Annotated in this window: 22 protein-coding genes; 5 read left to right on the top strand and 17 right to left on the bottom strand. The window is 31.7% G+C overall.

From position 1 onward, the window contains the following. Nucleotides 1-41 precede the first annotated feature (41 nt). The 15 genes from SHI72_RS05320 to SHI72_RS05250 all read right to left on the bottom strand — a co-directional run bounded on the left by SHI72_RS05320 (nt 42) and on the right by SHI72_RS05250 (nt 18109). Entirely contained in the window at nt 42-1232 is a 1191-nt protein-coding gene (locus SHI72_RS05320; RefSeq protein WP_323489276.1) for a hypothetical protein, read from the bottom strand. Next, entirely contained in the window at nt 1216-2214 is a 999-nt protein-coding gene (locus SHI72_RS05315) for a DUF2157 domain-containing protein (RefSeq protein ID WP_323489275.1), read from the bottom strand. The genes SHI72_RS05320 and SHI72_RS05315 overlap by 17 nt, the downstream gene beginning before the upstream one ends. 345 nt (nt 2215-2559) lie before the next feature. Then, nucleotides 2560-3840 carry an argininosuccinate lyase gene (argH, locus tag SHI72_RS05310; RefSeq protein WP_039120229.1) on the bottom strand — a complete coding sequence of 427 codons (1281 nt, stop codon included), beginning with the start codon at nt 3838-3840 and terminating at the stop codon, nt 2560-2562. A 218-nt stretch (nt 3841-4058) separates the two neighbouring features. Beyond that, the gene (locus SHI72_RS05305) at nt 4059-5129 is read right to left on the bottom strand and encodes a M20 family metallo-hydrolase (RefSeq protein WP_039120228.1); all 1071 of its coding nucleotides are present in this window, start codon (nt 5127-5129) and stop codon (nt 4059-4061) included. Nucleotides 5130-5226: 97 nt separating this feature from the next. Beyond that, nucleotides 5227-6000 carry an acetylglutamate kinase gene (argB, locus tag SHI72_RS05300; RefSeq protein WP_039120227.1) on the bottom strand — a complete coding sequence of 258 codons (774 nt, stop codon included), beginning with the start codon at nt 5998-6000 and terminating at the stop codon, nt 5227-5229. 69 nt (nt 6001-6069) lie between these two features. Next, entirely contained in the window at nt 6070-6762 is a 693-nt protein-coding gene (locus SHI72_RS05295) for a hypothetical protein (protein WP_131450982.1), read from the bottom strand. Nucleotides 6763-6814: 52 nt separating this feature from the next. Further along, nucleotides 6815-7762, bottom strand: a complete 948-nt coding sequence (locus SHI72_RS05290; RefSeq protein ID WP_039120223.1) for an N-acetylornithine carbamoyltransferase — start codon at nt 7760-7762, stop codon at nt 6815-6817. A gap of 378 nt (nt 7763-8140) precedes the next feature. Further along, nucleotides 8141-8902, bottom strand: a complete 762-nt coding sequence (proB, locus tag SHI72_RS05285; RefSeq protein WP_039120221.1) for a glutamate 5-kinase — start codon at nt 8900-8902, stop codon at nt 8141-8143. A gap of 269 nt (nt 8903-9171) precedes the next feature. Next, on the bottom strand, nt 9172-10368 hold the full coding sequence (locus SHI72_RS05280; RefSeq protein ID WP_039120219.1) for a glutamate-5-semialdehyde dehydrogenase: 1197 nt from the start codon (nt 10366-10368) through the stop codon (nt 9172-9174). A 348-nt stretch (nt 10369-10716) separates the two neighbouring features. Next, nucleotides 10717-11226: a hypothetical protein gene (locus SHI72_RS05275; RefSeq protein WP_039120216.1), complete on the bottom strand. Its 510-nt coding sequence runs from the start codon at nt 11224-11226 to the stop codon at nt 10717-10719. Then, complete coding sequence (locus SHI72_RS05270; protein WP_039120215.1) at nt 11227-12366, bottom strand: aspartate aminotransferase family protein; 1140 nt, start codon at nt 12364-12366, stop codon at nt 11227-11229. It lies immediately after the preceding gene. Nucleotides 12367-12489: 123 nt separating this feature from the next. Beyond that, entirely contained in the window at nt 12490-13467 is a 978-nt protein-coding gene (argC, locus tag SHI72_RS05265; RefSeq protein ID WP_323489274.1) for an N-acetyl-gamma-glutamyl-phosphate reductase, read from the bottom strand. Then, on the bottom strand, nt 13460-14653 hold the full coding sequence (locus tag SHI72_RS05260) for an argininosuccinate synthase (RefSeq protein ID WP_039113051.1): 1194 nt from the start codon (nt 14651-14653) through the stop codon (nt 13460-13462). The genes argC and SHI72_RS05260 overlap by 8 nt, the downstream gene beginning before the upstream one ends. A 4-nt stretch (nt 14654-14657) precedes the next feature. Then, nucleotides 14658-15275 carry a GNAT family N-acetyltransferase gene (locus tag SHI72_RS05255; protein WP_039113092.1) on the bottom strand — a complete coding sequence of 206 codons (618 nt, stop codon included), beginning with the start codon at nt 15273-15275 and terminating at the stop codon, nt 14658-14660. Nucleotides 15276-15847: 572 nt separating this feature from the next. Then, on the bottom strand, nt 15848-18109 hold the full coding sequence (locus SHI72_RS05250) for a M1 family metallopeptidase (protein ID WP_323489273.1): 2262 nt from the start codon (nt 18107-18109) through the stop codon (nt 15848-15850). Between the two features lie 168 nt (nt 18110-18277). On the opposite strand from SHI72_RS05250, the gene SHI72_RS05245 reads away from it, so the two are divergent. The 3 genes from SHI72_RS05245 to SHI72_RS05235 all read left to right on the top strand — a co-directional run bounded on the left by SHI72_RS05245 (nt 18278) and on the right by SHI72_RS05235 (nt 20390). Then, nucleotides 18278-19129, top strand: a complete 852-nt coding sequence (locus SHI72_RS05245; protein WP_323489272.1) for an aldose 1-epimerase family protein — start codon at nt 18278-18280, stop codon at nt 19127-19129. A gap of 17 nt (nt 19130-19146) precedes the next feature. Then, the gene (locus tag SHI72_RS05240) at nt 19147-19698 is read left to right on the top strand and encodes a GNAT family N-acetyltransferase (RefSeq protein ID WP_323489271.1); all 552 of its coding nucleotides are present in this window, start codon (nt 19147-19149) and stop codon (nt 19696-19698) included. Nucleotides 19699-19832: 134 nt separating this feature from the next. Beyond that, entirely contained in the window at nt 19833-20390 is a 558-nt protein-coding gene (locus SHI72_RS05235) for a DUF3575 domain-containing protein (RefSeq protein ID WP_323489270.1), read from the top strand. Here the strand turns inward: SHI72_RS05235 and SHI72_RS05230 are convergent. Both SHI72_RS05230 and SHI72_RS05225 read right to left on the bottom strand, forming a co-directional pair. Beyond that, entirely contained in the window at nt 20387-20614 is a 228-nt protein-coding gene (locus tag SHI72_RS05230) for a VF530 family protein (RefSeq protein ID WP_323489269.1), read from the bottom strand. The genes SHI72_RS05235 and SHI72_RS05230 overlap by 4 nt on opposite strands. A gap of 102 nt (nt 20615-20716) precedes the next feature. Continuing rightward, a complete protein-coding gene (locus SHI72_RS05225; RefSeq protein ID WP_323489268.1) occupies nt 20717-21355 on the bottom strand; it encodes a hypothetical protein in 639 nt (212 codons plus the stop codon). Nucleotides 21356-21501: 146 nt separating this feature from the next. On the opposite strand from SHI72_RS05225, the gene smpB reads away from it, so the two are divergent. Both smpB and SHI72_RS05215 read left to right on the top strand, forming a co-directional pair. Further along, nucleotides 21502-21954 (top strand): SsrA-binding protein SmpB, encoded by a 453-nt coding sequence (gene smpB, locus SHI72_RS05220; RefSeq protein WP_039113058.1) that lies wholly within the window; start codon nt 21502-21504, stop codon nt 21952-21954. An 80-nt stretch (nt 21955-22034) separates the two neighbouring features. After that, nucleotides 22035-22661, top strand: a complete 627-nt coding sequence (locus tag SHI72_RS05215) for a hypothetical protein (RefSeq protein WP_323489267.1) — start codon at nt 22035-22037, stop codon at nt 22659-22661. Nucleotides 22662-22733: the final 72 nt, after the last annotated feature.

The raw sequence follows: 22733 nt of genomic DNA, 5'->3' as shown, positions 1-22733 counted from the left end.
TCCTGTCTTAGCAAGAATATTTTAATCTGTTTTTTTTTTAATTAAAAACTCCCTCCTGAGCCTCCTCCACTAAAATCTCCTCCTCCAAACTCCATTGGTGATTCTTCTGGTTTCATTTCCGGTTTTAAATTAAAAGTTGAAGCTATAATCAAAGCTTCAGCATTTAGTAATGAATTTGAGCTATCCATACGATCTGGTTTAAATGTTATTCCTTTTTCATTGTCCCTTATCTTTCTTATCGCAAAATAAGTAAAGGCAAAAAGCAATAAACCTCCAAAAGTCAAGGCAACTTCTAATGGTAAAACATGATGATAGGTTCTAAAAGTAAAAATTGAAAAACAAAAGACTAAAAAACCTATCCAAAGTAAGATTCTGTCTTTATTGCGTAATCCAAAAAACAAATAAAGAACTGGAACTATAAACGTGAAAGCCCAAAAGAATAACGAAAATGGAACATCTGGACTTAACTCGTAATAAGTACCTGATAGAAAAGCCGAAAACTCTCTTACAACCATATAATTCCCTGAAAAATAAAACACTATTAAACTGAAATTTTTCATTAACAGAAAACCGTTATAATAAAATGGCTCAGTTAAATCTTTGAGAAGTTTTTTGCTCACACAATACATTCCAATTGCGTAAATCATTAATACAAACGGAAGAATCACATCACCTAGCTCAATATATTTAAAGATAAAAAATCCTAATGTTGCAGTTAGTGCCAAACAAAAAATCAATATCGAAGATAAATGTAGGTAACGCAGGTATAATATTAAAGAAACTATGGTTACTGTAATCATACAAAATAACACATCAGCACTTTTAATCCCGAAGATTCCAGTTATAAAAGACATTGCAACAGCTGCTGCTAAAGTTAATTGCGCTCCTAATACAAAAGCATCGTCTAGGCCATAACCATAGTATTTATGTTGTGCTAAAAATTCAGTTCCGGCAAAACCTATTATTGCATATACATAAAGTAAGACCGCTAAATAATCATCATTATAAGTAAGTCCAAAAATAGATAATAACCCACAAATAGATGAATATAAAAATGCTCCTAACAAAAAGAACCCAATACGTATTAATATATTATCCTGACTTTTAAGAACTGGTAATTCTTTAGAAACTGTATCTAATTGCTCTTTAGTAATAAAATTAGCTTTTTGTAATTTCTCAGCCTCATTGACCAAGAAAATATTCTTCAATAAATCCTTATTGTATACTATCATTTGCTTTTTGTTTATTGAAGTTTTTAATTAATTTAATGAACAATATAATAGAACCTATAATATATAAAGGAGTTCCAAATATCAACAATCCATAAAATTCGTAAGCATTTATAAAGTTTAAGATTTTAAAAACTACAATATTTGTACCGATATACCCGTATAAAATTGTAAACACAAATAATGAAATTGCGGGAATTTTATAACTTACATTGTAAAAATAATAGGTAGAAGCTCCTAAAACAATTACAAAAATTAACCAATAACCATTAAATAAATTATTGATTGAAGCAATACTTATTAAATGCAAAGCATAGGTAAGGTAGATAAAATTGAAGTGTGTTTTTAAATTAATCTTTGTGCTATAAATAGTCCAAAGGATTAGTAAACCTCCTAATATAATTGCCGAATAACTTAAGGTATCTGTAGTATAAAAATCATTATTTAGCAATGTTTGCGGACTTACTGACAATCCTATATAAGCAGCTAGACCTGTTACTGCAATTGTTAGGGCACTTTTGTTATCAAAATAATACGCACAAAAGAAACTTATAATAGTAGGAACTAATGTTGCTAAACCGTAGTGGGTACCGAATAGCTGATATTGAAACTGAATATAACCTACAAAAATACAACTGAGGATTGTTGCTGTAAGGACTAAATATTGTAAAACGGGGTTCTCAAAACTAGAATCTTCTTTTTGAAATCCTTTTGATTTTTTAAAGCAAAAGTAAAAACAAATTACTATTACGATTAATAATAAAGATAAAATAGCTACATGTCCTATTGTATCGATGTTTTGATAAATTAAGATTCCGATTCCTGTTGTAAATAATAAAACCGACAGGTACAGAAATAACTTTAATTCGTTATGCAGCGAGAAAATCCCTAAACTACGATAGGCTTTTACCTGTATAAATTGTTCTTCGGTAATTAAGTTGTTCTCAAAAAGTTTTTGAGTTGCCTGTTCATCAAATTGTGTCATACTATTACTTTAAGATAGTCTATTGGGTGTAATTACTTCGTCTCTTCGCTTCGTTCGGTCGTAAAAATTTCATTTAACACATAGAAACATAGATTTTATGTATAAAAAAGAATACAAAAAGAAATACTTTTCTTTCACATAGCTTTGCTATGTGCATTTAAAATAAGTGAAACGCCTACTTTGAGAATACAAAACCTATGTTTCTATGTGTTAAAATTAATTACACCCAACGGGTTAAGATAACTATGTATCAAATATATGTATTTAGCATGAATTTTCTGTTTTCAATAAAAAAGGTTTTAACCTAAAAAAATGCGCTATGATTTCATAGCGCATTTTCCTGAATTAATAAGAACTCTTCATCTTATCTTTTATGGCATCTAAACATAAGTTATTGATGCTTCCTTCATGTGTATGTTTAGTTTCTTTTGGCGACTTAAACGTACCGTTTTCTAGTTGTTCAGCTACTTCTTTGTAAGCATCTCTAAACGGCATTCCTGCTACAACCATTTCATTTAATGTATCTACTGTAAATAGGTAATCATATTTTTTATCGTCTAGAATACGGTCTTTTACGGTGATGTCTTTTATAGAGAAAATCGCAATATCTAAACAAGCTTTAAGGTTTTGGATTGCTGGAAACAATCCTTCTTTTAAAAGCTGCAAATCTCTGTGATATCCACTTGGTAAATTGTTTGTGATCAACGTGATTTCATATGGTAATGCTTGGATTTTATTGCATTTCCCACGTATCAATTCAAATACATCTGGATTCTTTTTATGTGGCATTATGCTTGAACCTGTTGTAAGGTGTGATGGCAAACTGATAAAATCAAAGTTCTGACTCATATACAAACAAACGTCCATTGCAAATTTAGACAACGTTGCTGCAACGCTGCTCATAGCAAAAGCAACAGTTTTCTCGGCTTTACCACGGCTCATTTGTGCTGCTACGGCATTATATTTTAAGGTTTCAAAACCTAGTTCTTGCGTTGTAAATGTTCTGTTTATAGGAAACGAGCTTCCGTATCCTGCAGCAGAACCTAGTGGGTTTTGATCTACAATTTTGGCAGCTGCATTTAGCATCGTAATATCGTCGATAAGACTCTCGGCATAGGCTGAGAACCACATCCCGAATGATGATGGCATTGCTATTTGCAAATGTGTATATCCTGGCAATAATACATTTTGATGTTTCTCGGCAGATTCCATTAACAAGTCAAAAAGACTTTTTACTTGTTCTTTTAATGCTTTTACTTCATCTTTTAGGTATAAATGCACATCGACTAAAACTTGGTCGTTACGTGAACGTGCCGTATGGATTTTCTTTCCTGCATCGCCTAGTTTTACTGTTAGCAAATATTCGATTTTGGAATGTACGTCTTCAAAACTATCTTCGATTACGAAATTTCCTTTTTCGGCATCGACAATAATTTCGTTTAATGCATCTACTAACGAATTGGTTTCATCGGCTGTTAAAAGTCCGATTTGTCCCAGCATTTTTGCATGAGCTATTGAACCTAATGCATCGTATTTTGCCAGAACCAAATCTAGTTCTCTATCGTTTCCAACAGTGAAATGTTCGATTTGTTTGTCTGTTGCAATTCCTTTTTCCCAAAGTTTCATAAGCTGTATATTGTTTTGTTTCACAGAGTTTCTCAAAGAAAAACTCAAAGATTCACAAAGTTTAATTTTATTACTATGTTTCTTTATTTCCTAAATGCCTTAGCCCCGATAGCAGTGAAAATCCTTTTTCTGGCTTCTTTAGCCAGGAAAAGATTGTAACGAATAGCGGGAAATAGCTCCTTATCCTTCGACTCCGCTCAGGATGAGAAAAGATGCTACTATAATTTAAAGAAATCGGTTAGTATTTTAATATACAATTCGATTCCTTCTTCGATTTCGTTGATAAAAATAAATTCGTCTGCCGAGTGTGAACGTAATGTTTCTCCTGGTCCTAGTTTTAATGACTGGCAACTTAAAACCGATTGATCGGAAAGCGTTGGTGAACCATAAGTTGTTCTTCCTAAAGCGATTCCGGCTTGTACTAAACCATGCTCAACTGGTATTGAGGAAGCGTTAAGGTGCATAGACCGTGGTGTTACTTCGGCTTTTACATTAGCTTTTACCACTTCTAGAATTTCAGTATTGGAGTAACAATCGGTTACACGAATATCGACTACTAAATCACATTCTGACGGCACTACATTATGCTGCTTCCCTGCGTTTATTTGGGTTACGGTCATTTTTACCGGTCCTAAAACATCGGATATTTTATCGTATTTATAGTTTCTGAACCATTCCATTACGGGAATAGCGTTGTATAATGAGTTGTCGTCGTTTTGGTGTGCAGCGTGGCTTGCTGTTCCTTTTACTTTTACATCAAGAACTAATAATCCTTTTTCCGCTACTGCCAATTGCATTAATGTAGGCTCTCCTACTATGGCGCAATCTAGTTCTGGTAAATGTTGTAAAACGCTGTTTAATCCGTTTTTTCCGCTGCTTTCTTCTTCTGCCGAAGCTACGATTACCAGATTATAAGGTAAGTTTTCATTATTGTAAAAATGTACAAACGTCGCCAATAACGAAACCAAACAACCTCCTGCGTCGTTGCTTCCTAAACCGAATAATTTGCCGTCTTTTACAATTGCTTTAAACGGATCGTTGGTATATGCTTGATTGGGTTTTACTGTATCGTGGTGCGAGTTCAGTAATAGTGTTGGTTTATTTTTGTCGAAATGTTTATTGAAAGCCCACACATTATTGTTCTCTCTTTTAAAAGGAATCTCGTTTTGATTGAACCAATTTTCGATTAAAAGTGCCGTTTGATCTTCTTCACTTGAAAAAGATGGGGTTTCGATCAAACTTTTTAATAATGCTATTGCTTCTTGAGTAAGCGTTTCTATATTTTTCATTTTTTGATAGGTACTGAAGTCTATCCCGAAGCTTCGGGGCTGAGTTTCTAAGATTACAAAAGTCTTGGTTTCTTAGAAACTTAGCAACTTTTTTCTTTTATAATTTAATAGTTGTATGCAATATATTGGAATTTTGCAACATACTATGATGTCCAATTTTTATGGTCTGAACTCCCTTAGACAGGCTATTAAAACAATTGTCTAGTTTTGGAATCATTCCGGAATGAATTACTTTTTCGGCTTTTAGTTTTTCGTATAATTCGGCGTTTATTTCGGTAATAACCGAATCATCGTCTTCTGAATCTGACAAAACACCTTGTTTTTCAAAACAATAGGTAAGCGTAACATCAAAATTTTCGGATAATGCAATTGCTAACTCGCTTGCAATTGTGTCTGCATTTGTGTTTAGCAATTGTCCGTTTTTATCGTGTGTAATGGCGCAAAAAACTGGAACAATATTGTTTTCTAGCAATGTAGCCAATAAACTTGTATTTACTTGTTTTACATCGCCTACAAAACCATAATCGATTGTTGGGTGGTTTCTTTTTGTCGATTGGATTAAATTTCCATCGGCTCCCGAAAATCCAATTGCATTATTGTTTTTTGCCTGCAATTGTGCTACAATATTCTTATTGATTTGTCCTGCATAAATCATCACGACAACATCCAGCATTGCTCCATCGGTTATACGACGACCATCTATCATTTGCGGAACTAAACCAATACTTTCGGCCATTTTTGTAGCCGATTTTCCACCACCGTGAATCAATACTTTATGTCCTTCTATCTTAGAGAAATCAGTTAAGAATTTCTCCAATTCTGATGGATTATCGATTATATTACCGCCAATTTTTATTAATGATACTTGCATATTTTTATGGGTTCAGAGGTTCTTAGGGACAAAGGTTCAAAGGTTGTGATAGATTGAACTTAAAAAAAACTATGATGCGTATTTTTCTAAGTATATATTCTCTAAAATTCTTACTAATCTATTTCTTTTTATTCTTCTAGTCTCTATCAAATCTCTTAGAAAGGTCATTTCAATGCATAAAATAATAGGTACTAACATTAAAAAAATTAGCACTCCAATTACTTTATAAAATTCAAGATAATCTTTTAGTTCTTTAGCAAAATTCACAAAGCCTCCTAGAAAAGCCCCAAAATATATACCTGTTAAAATAATAACAGAATTAACTAAAAATGAATATTTGAAATTTTTATTCTCAATTTCCCTCTTAATACATTCAATTAAAAATAAAAGATTTTCTTTATTAAAGATTTTTTCATTATTAAGTGATTTTTTAAATTCTTCTTCTTGAATTTCTCGAATAGCTTTATAACTAAACTTTTCAAATTCTAAATGAACATAAACATATTTTTGTTGTATTATTATTTTTTCCTTTTCATTTGAAAAGTTTAAAAAATATATTGCCAAAATAATTCCTACAATAAAGCAAAAAATAGTAAAAAAGATATTCATATGAAGAAAATATAAACCTAACATACAAAATATCAAACTAGATATTGAAACCAAAATTAATCTTATTTTCCACTTTATATCAAAATACTTATATATCAAATTCCAAGTTGAAAGCTTAGAATTTATTAAAATAATCTCTTCTATTTTACTCATTTAAACTTTTATTTAAAAAAAACTCTATCCCTTTACACCTTTGTACCTTTATTTATAACTTTTTAAGAATCTTCTGTAACACCAATTGTGCTGCGTATGTTCTGTTATTGGCTTGCTCGATTACAATTGAATTTTCGCCATCTAAAACTTCATCGCTTACAATTACATTACGACGAACTGGAAGACAATGCATGAATTTTCCGTTGTTGGTTAATGCCATTTTTTCGGCAGTAACTGTCCAATTTGGATCTGAATTAGTTACTTTTCCGTAATCGTTAAAATTACTCCAGTTTTTTACGTACACAAAATCGGCATTTTCAAATGCTTTGTCCTGATCGTATTCTATTTTCGAATCCTTGGTGATTTCTGGACTTAGTTCGTATCCTTCAGGGTGTGTAATCACAAAGTCGACATTTTTTTGCATTTGCATCATTTCTACAAATGAGTTAGCAACTGCTTGTGGCAATGCCTTAGGATGTGGCGCCCAAGACAATACTACTTTTGGCTTATGCTTAGTCTTAAACTCTTCCATTGTAATAGCATCTGCCAAAGATTGCATTGGGTGACGAACAGCACTTTCCATATTTACGATTGGAACTGTAGCGTATTTTAAGAATCCCGAGATAACGGTTTCTGCATAGTCTTTTTCTTTATCTAATAATCCTGCAAAGGCTCTAATAGCAATAATATCGCAGTATTGTGAAACTACTTCGGCAGCTTCTTTAATATGTTCTGAAGCTCCTGAGTTCATAATCGCTCCATCCTCAAACTCTAGTGTCCAGCCTTCGTTGGTAAAGTTCATTACCATCACGTTCATCCCTAAGTTTATAGCTGCTTTTTGAGTACTTAAACGTGTTCTTAAACTCGGGTTGAAAAATAACATTCCTAAAGTTTTATTCTTACCCAGGTGTTGGTTTTTTAGTGGTTTTTTCTTGATTTTTAACGCACTCTTAACCCATTTTGATAATGAGTTGATATCTTGAATTGAAATATAGTTCATAATATATTGTTTAATCGTTTTTTGTTTAATTGTTTAACCGAATCACCGATTAAGCAAATCAACATTTTTAAGAATAGTATCTGTTTTTATCTGTGTCTTTGCCTTAGCAAATCCGCATCATCCGCGTTCTTCTTTTGATAATCATCATAATTTGAATTAAAAATATAGTTTATGTTTTCTTTATTTATTGTTGTGTTTTTTGGACGCTGATTAAACTGATTCGCAATTGCGAAAACGCTGATAAAAACAGATTTCTTTTCTTTCTTATTATAATTTCTAAAAATCCGTATCATCCGTGTTCCTTTTTAATAATCATAATTCGAATTAAAGAGATAGTTTGTCATTTAAACGAATAAACGATTAAACAAATCAACATCTTTATACAATCTTGGTAAAAGGAATTTCATCCTTTAATACTTTTAGAATAAAATTATCTTCTAATCCGTTTACAATCCAGGTTTCGATATTTGCTGCTTTGGCGATTGCCGCTGCTTCAATTTTTGATTGCATTCCTCCTGTTCCGTGTGACGATTTAGATTCTCCGATTTCTTTTTCTAAAAGCCGCAGATCATTTACTAAAGTTATCGTTTCTGGCATTTCATTATGTATAGATTCTTTCGTGTAAATTCCGCTTGTATTTGTCGCAATTATCAAGATATCTACATTTAACAAAACTGCCGTTAATGCTGCTAATTTATCGTTATCTCCAAACTGAATTTCGTCGGTTGCAACGGTATCATTTTCATTGATAATCGGAATGTAATTATTCTCGACCAAAACATTAATTGTGTTTACAATATTGATTTTGGATTGTTCTTTTTCGAAATCTGAATAGGATAGCAGACATTGCGAAGTCAATAATCCTAAATCACTGAAGTTCTCATGGAAAATCCGCATTAAATGAGGTTGTCCGATCGATGCCAAAGCTTGTTTTACAATAATCTCTTTGCCTTTGCTCTCTAGTTTCACAAATTGTTTCGCTGCTGCAATAGCTCCGGAACTTACGATTACAAATTCGTATTTGTCATTTAAAGCAGCAATTTGCATTCCAATATCTTCAATCTTTCCTCTCGAAATATGATTGGTTTCTTTGGTTAGTGTATTGCTTCCTATTTTTAATAAAATCCTTTTTTTAGTCATTTTTTTTAAGTGGCTAAGGTTCTGAGTTACTAAGGCTCTAAGTTTTTATATTGTAAACGTTTTTACCGCAAACGGCGCAAGGTTTTATATTCTGTTTGTGTTTACAAACGCTAAGTTCGCAAAGCTATATCTATAGTTAAATTCCAAATTTTAAATTCTAAATTCCAACAATCGAGAATCATTAATCTATCCCGAAGCCTCGGGACTTAAATTCTAAGAAATCTAACTATCTAATAATCTAAGATAGTCTAACAATCTAAGAAGTCTAATTATCGTATTTGCCCTTCTCCGTAAATATACCACTTATTGGTAACCAGATGTTGCAATCCGATTGGTCCCCGCTGATGTAATTTATCTGTGCTTATGGCTAATTCTCCGCCTAAGCCCAGTTGTCCTCCATCGGTAAATCGAGTTGATGCATTATGATAAACTGCTGCTGCATCTATTGATTCCATAAATTCTTGGGCAACATCATTATTTCTTGTAATTATCGCAGCCGAATGTCCGCCACAATACTTATTTATTTTTGCAATAGCATCTTGTTCTGAATCGATTGTTCCTAATACGATTTTATAATCAAGAAACTCTTCGTACCAAATATCTTCATCTTTTAGAACATTTGTATTTGCAAAAGATTCTAATGTTTTATCTACAATAATTTCAACTTTCGATTCGTCTAGTTCTTCTATTAAAATGGCTAGAAAACCCTCAAAATTTGGCAATCGTGAATCTACCAAAACTTTATCTACAGCATTACAAGCCGAAATTTTGGATGTTTTTGCATTCAGAATCACTTTCAATGCAATATCTGTATTTGCTTCTTTATGAACATAAACAAAATTATTTCCTCGTCCGCTTACGATTACAGGGCAAGTAGCATGTGCTTTTACAAACTCTATTAATTTTTCGCCTCCACGTGGTACAATTAAATCTACTTTTTGTGTTGGTTTTTCTAAAAAAGCTTGAGTTTCTTGTCGAGTAAAATTTAGATATTCCACCCATTCTGTCGAAACATTATGCGCTGCTAAAGCCTGATGCCATAAACTCACAATCTTTAAATTGGATTTTAGTGCTTCTTTTCCGCCTTTTAGCAAAATTTTATTTCCTGATTTAAAGGCAATTCCACCAGCCTCGATGGTTACATCGGGTCTTGATTCGTAAATAATCAATATCGTACCAAAAGCTGCTGTTTTATTACTGACTTTAATTCCGTTATCGTGTACAAAATGAAACCTTTCCACGCCAACTGGGTCTTCCTGAGAAGCCAATTGATTCAATGACAGAATCATTTCGTCAATCTTGGCGCTATCTACTTTTAAACGTTCTTCCATTGCTAAATCTTCGCCATTGTAAGCGGCTAAATCAGCTTGATTCGTCAGAATAATTTGGTTTCTTTCTTCTTCGACAAGCTTTGCCATCGAGAGTAAAACCAAATTTCGTTTTTCAATTGATAAATGGTGGTTCATAATTTTTGTAGTTGGTTGTTTTTGGTTGTTTTCTAAAATCTAGTTTGTGTTGAGAGATATAAATCTGCGTATAAAACTCCGTAATAAAGTAAAATATTTACTACTATCCATACTCTCCTTTTTATACTATTATCCGAGGAAAAATAAATCCTTGAAATTTGCATTATCAATATTATAACAGAAGATAATCCAATTAAAAAATACACAAAAAAAAGAATTAGGTTTATCATTTCTATATGCTTCCAAATAACAAATAAACTTTGAAAGCTACTAATTAAAATCGCCCAAAAAATGATAATCAAATATGCTAATGATTGATATTTGAGAAACAAATCTGAAATCAAAAAATTATTGTTCATGTTCTTTAATTTTAAATCCATAAACTGTTTTTTTTGGTTCACTTTCCTTTACTAAATTATATTTTTTAGCTAAAGCATTTTCTTCATTTGGCTGAACTTTATCTTCTTTCAATTTATAAGTAAACACCAAAGAATCATAACATTTACAGCCTATTTCTTTCTCAATCAAAGGTGCATATTTATTAATTTTTTCTTTAATGAAAGAATCATTTTTGATTTCTGAAAGTTCAATTTTAAAATTATCTAAAGAATCTAGCTTTAGATTTTCGCAATCTCTCAAATACCACAAATCAACTTCATTATTATAAGTATCAATTTCTATGTCTTCTTGTTTATTGATTTCTTTTTGCATTCTTCCTAAAACTTTTTCAAGTCCTACAGAAGGAACATAATCAGGGGCTCTTCTCATTCCCCACGCAAATGGATTCAGAAAAAGCAACATCGGTAGTAAAACACTAATTACCAATATAACACCCCAAATATTTTTTAATGCTTTCATTTAATATTGAAGCTCTTCTAAACTTTCTTTTAATGCAACGATAAAGGTATCTATATCAGATTTCTTCACAGTTAATGGTGGCAAAATTCTCAATAGTTTTTTGTTGTTAGCACTTCCTGTAAAAATATGTTTCTCGACAATTAACTTTTTACGAAGCGGGCCAATTTCAAAATCGAATTCTACACCAAGCATTAATCCTTTTCCTTTTACTTTTATGATTTGAGGAACTTGCTTGATTTGCTCAAAAAAGTAAGCCGAAACTTCGTTTACATTATCCTGTAATTTCAATTTTTCGATTACATCCAGAACCGCAATTCCTGCGGCACAAGACAAATGGCTTCCTCCAAAAGTAGTTCCTAATAATCCGAAACTAGCTTCAAATTCTGGCGAAATCAAAATGGCTCCAACTGGAAATCCATTCCCCATTCCTTTTGCAACCGAAATAATATCGGCTTTAATATTGTGATGTTGGTACGCAAAAAACTTTCCGCTTCTTCCATAACCAGATTGTACTTCGTCTAAGATTAAAACTGCTCCGTATTTTTTACAAGCTTTTTCTAAAGCCTGAAAAAACTCAGTTGTTCCTTCGTCTAAACCTCCTACTCCTTGAATTCCTTCAATAATTACACTCGAAACATCTCCCTTTGCCAGTTCTGCTTCTACTAATTCGATATTATTAAGAGGTAAAAAAGTAACTACTTGTTGTGCATTTATTGGAGCTACAATTTTTTTATTGTCTGTAACTGCAACTGCTGCCGAAGTTCTTCCGTGAAAAGAATTATCAAAAGCTACAACTCTTGATTTTCCGTTATGGAATGAAGCTAGTTTCAAAGCATTTTCATTCGCCTCTGCTCCTGAACTACATAAAAACAGTTCATAATCTTCTAATCCTGAAAGTTTTCCTAATTTCTCAGCTAATTCTACCTGCAAAGGATTCTGAATTGCATTGGAATAAAAACCTAAATTATCTAATTGATTTTTAAGTTTTGCTACATAATCTGGTTGTGTGTGTCCAATAGAAATTACTCCATGTCCACTATATAAATCTAAATACTCTACTCCGTTATTATCTGTAATAGTACAATCTAATGCTTTTACAGGTGTTATGTCATAAAGTGGGTATACGTTAAATAAGTTCATTCTTTTAATTATTTAAAGATTTAAAAATTGAATAATTTAAAGATTCTGCGAGATGAATTAATTAAAAAGATTAAACTTTGAAATAATTTTTTAATCTTTTAATTCTTAAATCTTTCAATTTCTTTAAAATCCGCTTGGTTTCAAATGTAAACCTGTCGTTTCGGGTAATCCAAACATTAAATTCATGTTTTGAATTGCTTGCCCAGAAGCTCCTTTGGTTAGGTTATCGATTATTGAAGTAATCAATAACCGATTTCCTTTTTTAGTTAAACTTATGATACATTTGTTCGTTTGTACCACCTGTTTCATATTGATATTGGTAGTCGTTACGGTTACAAACGGTTCGTTTTTATAAAAATCTTCGTATTTCGTTACGATTTCATCTAAACTTTCTTCGACAGTTGTATATAAAGTTGCAAAAATTCCTCTTGCAAAATCTCCTCTGTTCGGAATAAACAACAATTCGTTTGAATAATCTGCCTGCAATTGATTTATACTTTGGTTTATCTCTCCCAAATGCTGATGATCAAATGCTTTGTAATGTGACATATTACTTAATCTCCAACTAAAATGTGTCGTTTCTGAAGGATTTACTCCAGCTCCTGTACTCCCTGTTGTTGCATTAATATGTACATCGTTATTTAAAAGCTCATTCTTTGCCAATGGTAATAATGCTAGTTGAATTGCTGTTGCGAAACAACCTGGATTAGCAATGAATTGTGCTTTTTTGATAGCGGTTTTATTCAGTTCTGGTAAGCCGTAAATGAATTCTTTTCCATCAAAATTAGCGTCTTTGTTTAATCTAAAATCATTTCCTAAATCAATAATTTTAGTATGACCCGCAAATTTATTTTCTTTAAGAAACGAAATCGATCTTCCGTGACCTAAACACAAAAACAACACATTTACATCTGGATTAAGAGCATCTGTAAAATCCATTTCGATATCTCCCAATAAATCGTGGTGCGCTACATGAAGTGGCTTTCCAGCATTGGTTGTACTGTATACAAAATCGATGTTTACATTTGGGTGATACATCAATATTCTTATCAACTCCCCAGCTGTATAGCCTGAACCGCCAATTATACCAACATTAATCATAGTCTAAGTGATTTACAGATGAAAATATATTTTGAGCATTTCCTAAAATCTTAATAAACCCTTTAGCATCGTCTGATGTCCATGCATTATTCATTTCTCCGTATTGACCAAATCCTGTGTTCATTAAATCATTATCTGATTCGATTCCGTCAAGCGAAAAATGATATGGTTTAAGCGAAACAGTTACAACTCCATTAACTGTTTTTTGCGTGTCTTGCAAAAACGTTTCGATGTTACGCATTACTGGATCCAAAAACTGACCTTCGTGAAATAACATTCCGTACCAGTTTCCTAATTGCTCTTTCCAATATTGTTGCCATTTACCAAGTGTATGTTTCTCTAATAAATGGTGTGCTTTGATGATAATTAACGGAGCAGCAGCTTCAAATCCTACTCTTCCTTTAATACCGATAATTGTATCACCTACGTGAATATCTCTACCAATTGCATATGCATTTGCTAATTTCTCTAGCGCTACAATATTATTTGATGGTTTATCTGTTTTACCATTTATTCCAACTAATTCTCCTTGTTCAAAATGTAAAGTCACTTTTTCTTCCCCTTCTTTTTGCAATTGCGAAGGATATGCTTCACTAGGTAATGGTGTACCAGAAGTTAAAGTTTCTTTTCCTCCTACACTTGTTCCCCAAAGTCCTTTATTGATAGAATATTGTGCTTTTTCCCAAGAATAATGTACGCCATTTTTAGACAAATAATCTACTTCTTCTTGTCTTGACAATTTTAAATCTCTAATTGGAGTAATTATTTCAATCTCTGGGGCAATTGTCTGGAAAATTAAGTCAAATCTAATTTGGTCATTTCCTGCTCCTGTACTTCCGTGTGCAATTGCCTCTGCTCCTACTTTCTTAGCATATTTTATTGCTTCAATAGCTTGAAAAACACGCTCGGCACTTACAGATAATGGATAAGTATTATTTTTTAATACGTTTCCGAAAATCAAATATTTTATAGCTTTATCATAATACTTATCTACGATGGTAAGATTTGCATGTTGTGCACTTCCTAATTCGTAAGCTCTTTCTTCAATAGCATTTAATTCTTCTTCATCGAAACCTCCTGTATTAATAAGTACAGTGTGGACTTCATATCCTTTTTCATTTTTTAAATATTTAAGGCAATACGAAGTATCTAATCCTCCGCTATAAGCTAATACAACTTTTTTCATAATTTTATTTTTTTAAGAAAAGGGCTTGTTTAATTGATTTTAATCTATTGAGTACTTTTACGTTAAAAGGATGTTTTGGCGGATCTTTTTGTTTTTCTTTTGGATCATACAACATTCCTGTACATAAGCACATTTTATTTTCTTTACTTTTTAATATTTCATAATTTGTACAAGTTTTGCAACCTGCCCAAAAGCTTGGATCACTTGTAAGTTCTGAAAAAGGAACTGGTTTGTATCCTAAATCTGAATTAATTTTCATTACTGCCAAACCAGTTGTGATTCCAAATATTTTTGCATCTGGAAATTTTTCTAATGAGTAATCAAAAACCTTAGATTTAATTTTTTTGGCTAAACCTAAATTTCTGTAATCTGGATGTACTATCAAACCAGAATGAGCCACAAATTTGCCATGTTGCCAACTTTCGATATAGCAAAAACCTGCAAATTTACCATCTACCAAAGCAATCAATGCATCTCTGTTCTCCATCTTTTTCTGGATATATTCAGGAGTTCTTTTGGCAATTCCGGTACCTCTCAATAAGGCAGACGACTCTATAGTATCGCATATTTCTTGCGCATATTTATAATGTTCTTCTTGTGTTACAACAATAGAGATCTTCATTTCAATAGTTGAAGTTAGGGTTAAAAAATAAGACATGATTTTTCTTCTGAAACCCAAGAGTTGCTTCAGCAAAATTAAATAAAAAATACATAAAACCCTTAATATCAAAAAGATGACATTGAGATAATTTTAAATAAAATGTACTTGTAGGATGTGTTTGTCCAAAGGACAACTTAGGTAATTTCAAAACAAAAAAATGAATATAAATACATACGACGAAAAACTCTTGTGAATGCTATAGAGATAGCATCCGTACTTCGGGAGAAGTAACAGGCAAGTTTGTCCGTGAGATAGAAATTATATGTAAACTCATTTTATTCATTGGTGCAAATTTACATCTTTTTTTTAATTACAATACATTATTGATAATTTGTAACATTTTTTTAATATTATGTTGCTTTTATCAATTTATCTCATTTCTACACTTAAAAAATCAACTAAAAATTAAACTTTTAATAAAAAATCGGCTATCTGAGTTAAACTCAAATAGCCGATTTTAATTATTTATATCTTTATTGCTCTTTAAAAAAGCCTAAAAATTATAATTTTTATTGAATATTTATCAATTCAAATTATTCTTTCGTAAATTCTAATACTTGCGAATTTTCTAAAATTGTCATGTTTAATCCAGTTTTAGTAAATGCAAATCTTAATCCAGCTCTCACCGATTCAAAAGTATCTGCCGCATTCGCAACAGGCTGAACTGGAAATTTAGGATAATTAGGAAGCTCTACAGTTAAAGCACTATTTTTTTCGGTAAAAGTGATTTTTAAAGGTGTTTTTTTACTAGAATAAGTCCCTAAATAAGGGTCTAAAACAACATCTTTTTCTAATTTACCACTTCCGGCCGTCCATACGTTGTTTGCCTCATTACTATCAGGAAAAACGTGATCAGGATCTATAGTAACACTTTCAATTTCTTCTGTTGAGTCAAATTTGAAAGACCATTCTACGTTTCTTTGCCAGATTTCAACTGGTAATTTCACTCTGGAAACTTTTCCGCTTTTAGTTTTCACATCAATTACAACAGGCATTACCATTTTTTCAAAGTTCTCAATAGTAATAATCACTCCTTTTGCAGGGTCATTTTTCACATATTTAATTGAGTTAATACCTTGGTCAAAACGCCAGTTGTTAACATACCAACCTCTCCAGAACCAGCTTAAATCTTCTCCTGCAACGTTTTCCATTGTTCTAAAGAAATCATCTGGTGTAGGGTGCTTATAAGCCCAACGATCTATATAAGTACGGAAAGCTGTGTCAAAACGCTCTTTTCCTAATACTTGTTCTCTTAAAATTACCAAACCTGAACTTGGTTTAAAATAACATAACATCCCAATATTTGCCTCTTTCATATTATCTGGAGAACTCATAATAGTTTCTAACTTAGGATTTGTAAATGCCTCAGCCATTTTATGCAAATCCTTAGGTGCATCTTTATATTCACCTTTATTAAATTCGGCAGAACTCAATGAATTAATAAATGTATTAAATCCTTCGTCCATCCAACCAAATAATCTTTCGTTTGAACCTACAATCATAGGAAACCAGATGTGTCCAAACTCATGATCTGTAACACCCCATAAATCTTCTCCTTTTGATTCCCAACTACAAAATACAATTCCTGGATATTCCATACCTCCCTCATTCCCTGCTACGTTTGTTGCAACTGGATAAGGATATTCAAACCATTTATTTGAGTAATTTTCAATTGCACCTTTAGTATATTCTGTCGAACGTCCCCAAGCAGCATTTCCTTCACTTTCAACTGGATATGCAGAAAGAGCCAATGATTTTTTCCCGCTAGGTAAATTAATCTTAGCACCATCTAAAATAAAAGCAGCCGAAGATGCCCAAGAGAAATCACGTGCATTTTTTATTTGATAATGCCATGTTTTTTCTCCATTTCCATTAGCTTTTGCAGCTGCAACTTCTTCGGCTGAACGAATCATAACCGTTTTATCGCTTAGTGCAGCATCTTTAAATCGTTTTTGTTGTTCTGCAGTATACACTTCTGGAGCATTTAATAATTCTCCTGAGGCAACTACAAAATGATTCGCAGGAACTGTCAACTTTACATCAAAATTACCATATTCCAAGTAAAATTCCGAAGCACCTAAATACGGATGTGTATTCCAGCCTCTTACGTCATCATACACGCACATACGCGGATACCATTGTGCTATTGTAAATATTTTACCATTTTTTGTTTCAAGAACTCCTGTTCTATCTGATCCTTCATTGGGAGCTATATAAGAAAAATCAATTTTAATTTTAACGCTGCTTCCTTTTGATGCTAACTCTTCTGGAAGAAAAATTTGCATTCTTGTATCGGTAACAACATATTTAGCATCAACTTCAACCGATTTTTTCTTACCAAGTATAGTAACTTTTACCGATTTAATTTTATTTCCACCATCAAAAACCTGTCCTTGAGCACCGTTACGACTTCCCGTTAATGGCACTACAGCATTTCCTCTTGAATCTTCTTTGAATAGATTTTGATCCAAATTAAGCCAAACAAATGACATTTTATCTGGGCTATTGTTGGTATATGTAATCTCATCAGTACCAATAATTTCATTAGTAACTCCATTTAATTTCGCAGTTATCTTATAATCTGCTCTGTTTTGCCAGTACTCTGGACCAGGCTGACCACTTGCAGAACGGGTTGTTGTTCCGTTTTTAGAATAAAATAATGGAGAGAATGCATCATAATAATCATATTTAGAAATAGGATTAGTTGTCGCAGTAGGAACTTGTTGTGCCCAGGTGGCCGAAATTCCAAACAATAAAGCCATCGTTAACAAGGCTCTTAAAGAGTGTTTTTTCATTTTTGTTGCTGTTTATCTAGCAAATTAATGAAAAAAAAAGCTATTTATGAATTAAATCCTACCGGTTAATACAATTTTATCAAAAAATATTTCATCAGCTTTTTTACCTATAAATTAAATTTATAAATATATTTACAACTCATTCTTAAACCATTCAAAAACTAAATTTTGACTACAATTATTTCAAATTCAAAACTTACTGCTTCTATTAAACATGCCGGAGCCGAATTATTTTCATTAAAAAACAACGATTATAAAGAATTCATTTGGGAAGGAAACCCAGATTTTTGGGGTAAACACTCCCCTGTTTTATTCCCAATTGTTGGTACTTTAAAAAACAATACTTACACCGTTAATGATATATCTTATCACTTGCCACGTCACGGATTTGCAAGAGATATGGAGTTTAATCTAGTTTCTAAAACTGACGAAAGCGCAATATTTTCGATTCAATCTAATACAGAATCGTTGAAAGTATATCCGTTTGAATTTGAATTACAAATAATTTATACTTTACTAGATTCTCAATTAGACATCCAATATAAAATATTTAACAAAAATGATTCTAAAATGCCATTCTCTATCGGTGCACATCCAGCAATTGCGCTACTTGGGAATTTTGAAAATTATGCTTTAGAATTTGAAAAAAAAGAGCCTCTAAAATATTCTTTGCTCGAAAATGATTTGATATATAATAAAACAAAACAATTAGAAACGAAAGAAAATCAAATTGAGCTAAATTATCAACTATTTGAAAATGATGCTTTAATTTTTAAATCATTAGAATCAAACTCGCTAACCATTTTAGAAAACAACAAACCATATATAAAAGTAGATTTTGCAGATTTTCCTAGTTTAGGTATTTGGACAAAAGAAAATGCTCGTTTTATTTGTATCGAACCTTGGTTTGGTTATTCTGATACTCCTGAAAACACAGGAAATCTTTTCGAAAAAGAAGGAATAGTAACTTTAGATGCAAATCAAACATTTAATTCTAAATTTAGTATCGAAATCCTATAATCTTATCTTGATATATTATGTTAACATTTAATTTTTCTCCATTTCCAGTACTCGAAACGGAACGCTTAATTATTAGAAGAGTAACCAATGAGGATACAAACGAAATTATAGCACTTCGTTCTAATCCTGAAACTATGAAATACATTCCAAGGCCACTCACAAAAACTACTGAACAGGCATTAGAACATATAGCTCAAATTGATAGTACAATTGAAACTAACGAAGGAATCAATTGGGGAATAACACTAAAAGGCGATTCCAAAGTAGTTGGAATTATTGGCTATTATAGAATAAAACCAGAACATTATCGTGCCGAAATTGGCTATATGCTATTACCTGAACTTCACGGAAAAGGAATTATTCCTGAAGCAGTAAAAACAGTAATTGATTATGGTTTTAATGAAATGAAACTACACTCAATCGAAGCAGCCATTGACCCTGATAATTTTGCATCAGAAAGAGTATTACAAAAAATTGGTTTTGTAAAAGAAGGGCATTTTAAAGAAGTCGAATATTATGAAGGCATTTTTTTAGATAGCGTAATTTATTCGTTATTAAACAAAAAGTAATTCATAGCAATATCTTTTTTTATTGATTCTTGTTAAATTTTAACTTTATAACAATACAACATATTTCATTCCGTTATATTTGCACCCAAAACTAGCAACCCAAACTAACTTATTGCTAGTAATTACTAGATTTTATGAAAAATTTATTTGCCCTAATCGTTCTACTATTTTCAATTCAATCCCAAAGTCAAACTTACATTAAAGCAAATGCTCTTACCGCTTTAGTAGCAATTCCAGATATCGCCGTAGAAACAAGCATTGGTAAAAAATTAACTCTGAATGTTGATTTAATGGCTTCTTTTTGGGAATCATTCGATGGAAAAAGCCCAATGAAATTTGTCACCTTTACTCCGGAAGTTCGTTACCATTTTAATGAGAAATTCAATGGTTTATATTTCGGTGGTCATATTGGAGGTGATATATATCAAATTCAAAAATGGAACTACTGGGATAGTAATATGTACGAAGATGGTTTTGGGTATAGATTAGGAGCTACACTAGGCTATCAAAAGAAACTAAATGATAAATTTATGCTAGATTTTTTTGTTAGCGGAGGATGGCACCAAGGTTTTTATAAAGGCCTTTATAATGACGGTACACCAGGTCGTTATGAAAAAGCCCATGATTACAACAAAAGTGGAGAATGGTTACCTTACGGTGGTGGTGTAATGATTTCTTATAAGTTAAATTAATTTGAAAATTTAGGAATCGATTTTATATATAAATCTTCTACTTTTTTTCTAGCCCAATCAGTTTTTCTTAAAAAAGTCAAACTAGATTTAATACTAGGATTTGAAGAAAAACATTTAATCGGAATTAATTCTCCCAAAGTATCAAATCCATAATACTCTACTAGTTTTTCTAGTATTGTTTGAAGGGTGATTCCGTGTAGAGGATTTTTATCTTGATTTTGCATTTAATATTTTTTAAATAAATAATAAAAAGACCGTACTATGAAGAGTACGGTCTTTCTTTTTTACAAAATTACTAAATTGAAATTTAAATAATCTCCTAAATATTAGAATATGAATTTAAATCCGAAAGAAAGTGGAGAAGTTAAATTTGGATTACTTCCTCCTAATGCCCCATTATAATAAGAATCAACATTAGCAACGTGTGCTAAACCAAAATTAGTTACCGTAGTTTTAGAACCATCTTTAGGATCTAAAGTTGTAGATGTAAAATTAGCTAAATCATAAGAGAACTCAACTGAGAAATATTTTGTCACGAAGAAATCAAATCCACCTGATAAAGACAAACCAAATTGGTTTACTTTTAATTCACTTTCTTTTTCTTTTCCAGTGATTATTGGTGCTGCCAATTGTCCGAAGAAATATAAAGAACCAGCAACATTCCAATATTTTCTAGCTAAAGGCTGAATAACTATTAAATTAGAATTTGCAGCAGTTCCTTTATCTGAATCTGCTTTTATATTAATATATCCAAGCCCTGCTCCAACAGCTACAGATGGCGTAATAAATTTACCTACAACTGGCATTACTAATAAATTTGTGCTTTTTACATCGTCTGTTTTAGTTTGTTGGTAACCAAATTGCGATGTTACAAACCATGCACCTTTTAGACCTTGATTTGCATCCTGAGCTTTTACCGTTAAGCCTACTAACACAATACTAACTAATGTTAAAATTTTTTTCATGTTTTTAAGTTTTTGTTATAAATTATTTAACAAACTTAAGTGTAAGGTTTTTCCTGAAGAATGATTAAAATCATAGGTTTAAAAAAATCTTTAATTATCTTTGATTTCATTAAAGTTTTTCTTTTTTATTCTACATTTGCAATCCTATGTTAAAAACTGTCAATATACTCAATAAGAGAGCCCGTTTCGATTACGAAATAATAGATACCTATACTGCTGGAATTGTTTTAGCGGGAACCGAAATCAAATCAATACGTCTTGGTAAAGCAAATATTACCGAGAGTTTTTGTGAATTTAGTGGTAATGAACTTTTTGCCATAAACACTTATATAGAAGAATACGCTTTTGGAAATCAATTCAATCATAAGTCAAGAAGCGAAAGAAAATTGCTTTTGAATAAAAAAGAATTGAAGAGTCTTCAGAAAAGTGTACAAGCAAAAGGATTAACAATCATCCCTTTGAAACTATTTACTAATGAAAAAGGATTAGCAAAACTGCAAATCGGTCTTTGTAAAGGAAAGAAAAACTACGACAAGCGCGAATCTTTAAAAGAACAAGATACCAAACGTGATTTAGATAGAATTAAAAAAGCTTTCTAATTTTTAATCCTCTTTTAATAAGAGTTATTTCTCGATTTTTATACTTATTTTTACTACAATAAATTCTAAATTTCAAATTTATGAAAAGAATATTTGTTGTATTAACCGTCATCTTACTTTATGGTTGCGGTACTAGTTCTACAATTGTTAGCAGCTGGAGAGATCCTAAAATAACAATTAGTTCTGAAAATTTCAAAAAAGTATTAGTCGTAGCTTTAGTCAAAGATGAAGAAACACGAAGAATTACGGAGAACAGAATTGCTGCCAGCAGCCCTATCTTCCATACTTCTTATCAATTCTTAAATCAGATTAATAATGACTTAACAAATGATCAGAAACTAAAAATATTAAACGACGAAAATTTTGATGGTGTAGTTACCATGCGCTTGGTAAGCAAAGAAAAACAAACTGATTATGTCCCAGGAATTGATACTAGTATTTATTATGGTGGCTATAATGGTTTATATGGAGGTGCTTTTGGTGGTTGGTACGGTATGTACGCAACTGATTTCTATTCTCCAGGTTATTATGTAGAAAACACATTTTATATTGTAGAAACCAACGTTTTCTCTTTAAAACACAATAAATTAATCTGGACAGGCACCACACAATCGTCAGATATAACAGATATAGGTGCAACAGTAGATGATATTATGAGAACTGTCGTAAATGAAATGAAAAAAGACGGAACGCTTCCTAAAAAATAATTTCTTCCAAAATAAATCCTAAAATAGCATCGAATAAATTTGATGCTTTTTTTATTTAAAAAATAATGACTA

It is taken from the genome of Flavobacterium sp. PL02, from assembly GCF_035013205.1.
Taxonomy (GTDB): domain Bacteria; phylum Bacteroidota; class Bacteroidia; order Flavobacteriales; family Flavobacteriaceae; genus Flavobacterium.
Note: the sequence above shows the minus strand (reverse complement) of the source record. Positions and strands in the feature narration are given on the sequence as shown.